The organism is Stenotrophomonas sp. P5_B8 (assembly GCF_054049855.1).
Genome location: NZ_JBFULO010000241.1, coordinates 1 through 5,643, shown reverse-complemented (window position 1 = coordinate 5,643; position 5,643 = coordinate 1). Strand labels below are relative to the sequence as shown.

Annotated in this window: 7 protein-coding genes; all 7 read left to right on the top strand. The window is 64.0% G+C overall.

Features of this window, described 5'->3' with window-relative positions; all coding sequences use genetic code 11:
* Window positions 1-257, top strand: a 257-nt coding sequence (locus tag ACXJKH_RS13300) for a F0F1 ATP synthase subunit A (protein WP_457319929.1), incomplete at its 5' end; no start/stop codon positions are given.
* 61 nt (window positions 258-318) lie between these two features.
* A complete protein-coding gene (gene atpE / locus ACXJKH_RS13295) occupies window positions 319-621 on the top strand; it encodes a F0F1 ATP synthase subunit C (protein WP_256776899.1) in 303 nt (100 codons plus the stop codon).
* A gap of 111 nt (window positions 622-732) precedes the next feature.
* Window positions 733-1,203, top strand: coding sequence for a F0F1 ATP synthase subunit B (locus ACXJKH_RS13290; protein ID WP_128097913.1), 471 nt, complete (start codon window positions 733-735; stop codon window positions 1,201-1,203).
* Between the two features lie 3 nt (window positions 1,204-1,206).
* Window positions 1,207-1,734, top strand: coding sequence for a F0F1 ATP synthase subunit delta (locus ACXJKH_RS13285; RefSeq protein WP_256776900.1), 528 nt, complete (start codon window positions 1,207-1,209; stop codon window positions 1,732-1,734).
* 44 nt (window positions 1,735-1,778) lie between these two features.
* Complete coding sequence (atpA, locus tag ACXJKH_RS13280) at window positions 1,779-3,326, top strand: F0F1 ATP synthase subunit alpha (RefSeq protein WP_312238858.1); 1,548 nt, start codon at window positions 1,779-1,781, stop codon at window positions 3,324-3,326.
* Between the two features lie 109 nt (window positions 3,327-3,435).
* Complete coding sequence (gene atpG, locus ACXJKH_RS13275) at window positions 3,436-4,299, top strand: F0F1 ATP synthase subunit gamma (protein WP_038686099.1); 864 nt, start codon at window positions 3,436-3,438, stop codon at window positions 4,297-4,299.
* A gap of 37 nt (window positions 4,300-4,336) precedes the next feature.
* Window positions 4,337-5,643: F0F1 ATP synthase subunit beta (gene atpD / locus ACXJKH_RS13270; protein WP_457319925.1), on the top strand; the 1,307-nt coding region annotated here is incomplete at its 3' end.

Below are 5,643 nucleotides of genomic sequence, written 5' to 3'. Positions count from 1 at the left end.
ACCTCATCCTCAACATCGTCGAGTGGCTCAGCAAGCCGATCTCGCTGGCGATGCGACTGTTCGGCAACATGTTCGGCGGCGAAATCGTCTTCCTGCTGATCTGGGTGCTGGGCGGTGCCGGCATTGCCGGTGCCATCGCGGGCGGCGCATTCGGCCTGGGCTGGATGCTGTTCCACCTGCTGGTGATTCCGCTGCAGGCTTTCATCTTCATGATGCTGTCGATCGTGTACCTGAGCCTGTCGGAAGACAGTCACTGAGTTTCGCTTCACCCTTCATCCGTTTCATTACCCTTAGCAACTTAAGTTCCTGGAGATAACCATGTACTTCGCCGTCCTGACCAACTTCGCCCAGATTCAGAGCTCCACCGCCCTCGCCGTCGGCATCATGATCGGCTTGGCCGCGCTGGGTGCCGGTCTCGGTCTGGCCATCATGTCCGGTAAGTTCCTGGAGTCGGCCGCTCGCCAGCCGGAACTGATCCCGGTCCTGCAGGTCCGCATGTTCATCACCGCCGGCCTGATCGACGCCGCGTTCATCATCTCGGTCGCCGTCGGCCTGCTGCTGGCCTTCGCCAACCCGCTGTCGCAGGCGCTGCTGGACCAGGCCAAGCTGGTTGCTGGCTGATCCATTGAAAGCGAACGATCAGGCGCCGCGTGCGCCTGATCGCGGATGAAGGAACGGCTGCGCCGCCGCAGGCGGCGCAACCACCCCATCACCCCAGATTGAGCGAACCCCATGGAAATCGGTTTTACCCTCGTTGCCCAGGCACTGGCGTTCGCCGGTCTGATCTGGATCATCGCGACCAAGATCTGGCCGCCGCTGATGAATGCCATCGAAGAGCGTCAGCAGAAGATCGCTGAAGGCCTCGCCGCTGCCGACCGCAGCCAGAAGGATCTGGCCCAGGCGCAGGAAAAGGTCAACGAAGCACTGAAGGATGCACGCGGCAAGGCCAACGAGATCATCGACCAGGCCCACGCGCGCGCCAATCAGATCGTTGAAGCCGCCAAGAATGAAGCCATCGCCGAAGCGAACCGCCAGAAAGATCTGGCCCACGCTGAAATCGAGGCTGCCGCCAACCGTGCCCGTGAGGATCTGCGCAAGCAGGTGTCCGCGCTGGCGGTGAGCGGTGCCGAAAAGCTGCTCAAGCGCGAAATCGATGCCAACGCCCACAAGGCGCTGCTCGACGAGCTGGCATCGGAGATCTGATCGATGAGCCAGGCCCTCACGCTTGCACGCCCGTATGCCCGCGCCGCGTTCGCGACCGCGCGCGACGAAGGCACGTTCGCGCCGTGGTCGGACGCGCTTGCGTTCTCCGCCCACGTAGCCGCCGACCCGCGCGTGGCGGCCTTGCTGTCGAACCCGGAACTGGACCGCGGCGAAGCCGTCGCGTTGCTGGCCCCGGAATCGTCCAGCGAGACCTTCGGTCGCTTCCTGGCCATCCTGGCCGGTGCGCACCGTCTGCCGCTGCTGCCGGAAATCGCCGGCATGTACGCCCAGCTGCGCGCTGAAGCCGAGCACGTGGTCAAGGCCACGGTGACCTCGGCCACCGACCTGTCCGGCGCCGAACTGGACGCCATCAAGGCCGCGCTGCGCAAGCGCTTCGGCTGCGAGGTGGACGTGACGACCGCGGTCGATGCCTCGCTGATCGGCGGTGCCGTGATCGACGCCGGCGATGTGGTCATCGATGGCTCGCTCAAGGGCAAGCTGTCGCGCCTGCAGACCGCGCTCGCTAACTGAATTCATTTAACGTCCGGCGTGATCGCCGGCACTAGGACTTGACGATGGCAACCACGCTCAACCCCTCCGAAATCAGCGAACTGATCAAGAACCGCATCGAGAAGGTCAAGCTGGCCGCGGAATCGCGCAACGAAGGCACCGTGACCAGCGTGTCCGACGGCATCGTGCGCATCTTCGGTCTGGCCGACGTGATGCAGGGCGAAATGATCGAACTGCCGAACAACACCTTCGCCCTGGCACTGAACCTGGAGCGCGACTCGGTCGGCGCCGTGGTGCTGGGTGCCTATGAGCACCTGCGCGAAGGCGACGTCGCCAAGACCACCGGCCGCATCCTGGAAGTGCCGGTCGGTCCGGAAATGCTCGGCCGCGTGGTCAACGCGCTGGGCGAGCCGATCGACGGCAAGGGCCCGATCGCCGCCAAGGCCACTGCGCCGGTGGAGCGCGTTGCCCCGGGCGTGATCTGGCGCAAGTCGGTCGACCAGCCGGTGCAGACCGGTTACAAGTCCGTCGACTCGATGATCCCGATCGGCCGCGGCCAGCGCGAGCTGGTCATCGGTGACCGCCAGACCGGCAAGACCGCCCTGGCCATCGATGCGGTGATCAACCAGAAGACCACCGGCATCAAGTGCGTGTACGTCGCGATCGGCCAGAAGGCCTCGACCGTGGCCAACATCGTGCGCAAGCTGGAAGAGAACGGCGCCCTGGCGCACACCGTGGTGGTTGCTGCGACCGCGTCCGAATCGGCCGCGATGCAGTACATCAGCGCCTACTCGGGCTGCACCATGGGCGAGTACTTCATGGACCGCGGCGAAGACGCGCTGATCGTGTACGACGATCTGTCCAAGCAGGCCGTTGCCTACCGCCAGATCTCGCTGCTGCTGAAGCGCCCGCCGGGCCGCGAAGCCTACCCGGGTGACGTGTTCTACCTGCACTCCCGCCTGCTCGAGCGCGCTGCCCGCGTGTCCGAAGAGTATGTGGAGAAGTTCACCAACGGTGCCGTCAAAGGCAAGACCGGCTCGCTGACCGCGCTGCCGATCATCGAAACCCAGGCCGGCGACGTCTCGGCCTTCGTGCCGACCAACGTGATCTCCATCACCGACGGCCAGATCTTCCTGGAAACCGATCTGTTCAACTCCGGCATCCGCCCGGCCGTGAACGCCGGTATCTCGGTGTCGCGCGTCGGTGGTGCGGCCCAGACCAAGATCATCAAGAAGCTGTCCGGCGGCATCCGTATCTCGCTGGCGCAGTACCGCGAGCTGGCTGCGTTCGCGCAGTTCGCCTCGGACCTGGACGAAGCCACCCGCAAGCAGCTTGAGCGCGGTCAGCGCGTCACCGAGCTGATGAAGCAGAAGCAGTACGCCCCGATGTCGATCGCCAACCAGGCGCTGTCGATCTACGCCGTCAACGAGGGTTACCTCGACGACGTGCCGGTCAACAAGCTGCTGGCACTGGAAGAGGGCCTGCACGCCCACTTCGCCAACACCCAGGGCGAGCTGATCAACAAGATCAACGCCACCGGCGGTTGGGACAACGAGATCGAAGCTGCCTTCAAGCAGGGCATCTCCGAGTTCAAGACCACCGGCAGCTGGTAATACCGGTCCTGTAGAGCGGAGCGTTGCTCCGCTGGGCTTGAAAGCAGCGGAGCAACGCTCCGCTCTACGTCAAACGCGGGGCATGTGCCCCGCGCCACGGGAATAAGAGATGGCTAGCGGTCGCGAAATCAAAACCAAGATCAAGAGCGTGCAGAACACCCGCAAGGTGACCCGTGCGCTGGAGATGGTCTCGGCCTCCAAGATCCGCAAGGCGCAGGAGCGGATGAAGACCTCGCGCCCGTATGCGCAGGCGATGAAGCAGGTGATCGGTCACCTGGCCCAGGCCAGCACCGATTACCAGCATCCGTTCCTGGTCCAGCGTGACGAGGTCAAGCGGGTCGGTTACATCGTGATCTCCTCCGACCGTGGCCTGGCCGGTGGCCTGAACAACAACCTGTTCCGCAAGATGCTGGGCGAGGTTCGCCAGTACCAGGACAAGGGCGCCGAGATCGACGTGGTGACCGTGGGCCAGAAGGCATCGACCTTCTTCCGCCGGATCAAGGTCAACATGGTCGGTAGCGTTACCCACATGGGCGACGTGCCGCACCTGGAGCAGCTGATCGGCGTGATCAAGGTGATGCTCGATGCCTTCACCGAAGGCAAGGTCGATCGCGTGTACCTGGTCTACAACCGCTTCATCAACACGATGACGCAGAAGGCCAGCTTCGACCAGCTGCTGCCGTTGCCGGCCGCTGAGAAGCAGGTCGCGCACCACGACTGGGACTACCTGTACGAACCCGACGCCGCGACCGTGCTCGAGCACGTGATGACGCGTTACGTCGAGTCGCTGGTGTACCAGGCCGTGCTGGAAAACGTCGCGTCCGAGCATGCAGCCCGCATGGTCGCGATGAAGTCGGCCAGTGACAACGCGAACAAGCTGATCGGAACCCTGCAGCTGGTCTACAACAAGGCCCGCCAGGCAGCGATCACCCAGGAAATCTCCGAAATCGTCGGCGGCGCGGCAGCAGTCTGACGCGCACAGTCAAAGCACACATTAGAGGATTGCAGCAATGAGTCAGGGCAAGATCGTTCAGATCATCGGCGCCGTCGTCGACGTCGAATTCCCCCGCGAGTCGGTGCCGAGGGTGTACCACGCGCTGAAGGTGGACAACACCGAAATCACACTGGAAGTGCAGCAGCAGCTGGGTGACGGCGTGGTCCGTTGCATCGCGCTGGGCTCCACCGACGGCCTGAAGCGCAACCTGGTTGCCACCAACACCGAACGCGCCATCTCGGTGCCGGTCGGCGCAGGCACCCTGGGCCGCATCATGGACGTGCTGGGCCGTCCGATCGACGAAGCCGGCCCGGTGGCCGCCAGTGATACCTGGGAAATCCATCGTGCCGCCCCGTCGTACGAAGACCAGTCCCCGGCGACCGAGCTGCTGGAAACCGGCATCAAGGTCATCGACCTGATGTGCCCGTTCGCCAAGGGCGGCAAGGTCGGCCTGTTCGGCGGCGCCGGCGTCGGCAAGACCGTCAACATGATGGAACTGATCAACAACATCGCCAAGGCGCACAGCGGTCTGTCCGTGTTCGCCGGCGTGGGTGAGCGTACCCGTGAGGGCAACGACTTCTACCACGAGATGAAGGACTCCAACGTCCTGGACAAGGTCGCGATGGTGTACGGCCAGATGAACGAGCCGCCGGGCAACCGTCTGCGCGTCGCCCTGACCGGCCTGACCATGGCCGAGTACTTCCGCGACGAGAAGGACGAGAACGGCAAGGGCAAGGACGTGCTGCTGTTCGTGGACAACATCTACCGCTACACCCTGGCCGGTACCGAAGTGTCGGCACTGCTGGGTCGTATGCCGTCGGCCGTGGGCTACCAGCCGACCCTGGCCGAGGAAATGGGCGTCCTGCAGGAGCGCATCACCTCGACCAAGAATGGCTCGATCACCTCGATCCAGGCCGTCTACGTGCCCGCCGATGACTTGACCGATCCGTCGCCGGCCACCACGTTCGCCCACTTGGACTCGACCGTGACCCTGTCGCGTTCGATCGCCTCGCTGGGTATCTACCCGGCCGTGGATCCGCTCGATTCGACCAGCCGCCAGATGGATCCGCTGGTCATCGGCCACGAGCATTACGACACCGCCCAGCGCGTCCAGCAGACCTTGCAGAAGTACAAGGAACTGAAGGACATCATCGCCATCCTGGGCATGGACGAACTGTCCGAAGAAGACAAGCAGGCCGTGACCCGCGCCCGCAAGATCGAGCGCTTCTTCAGCCAGCCGTTCCACGTGGCCGAAGTGTTCACCGGCTCGCCGGGCAAGTACGTGTCGCTGAAGGACACCATCCGTGGCTTCAAGGCCATCGT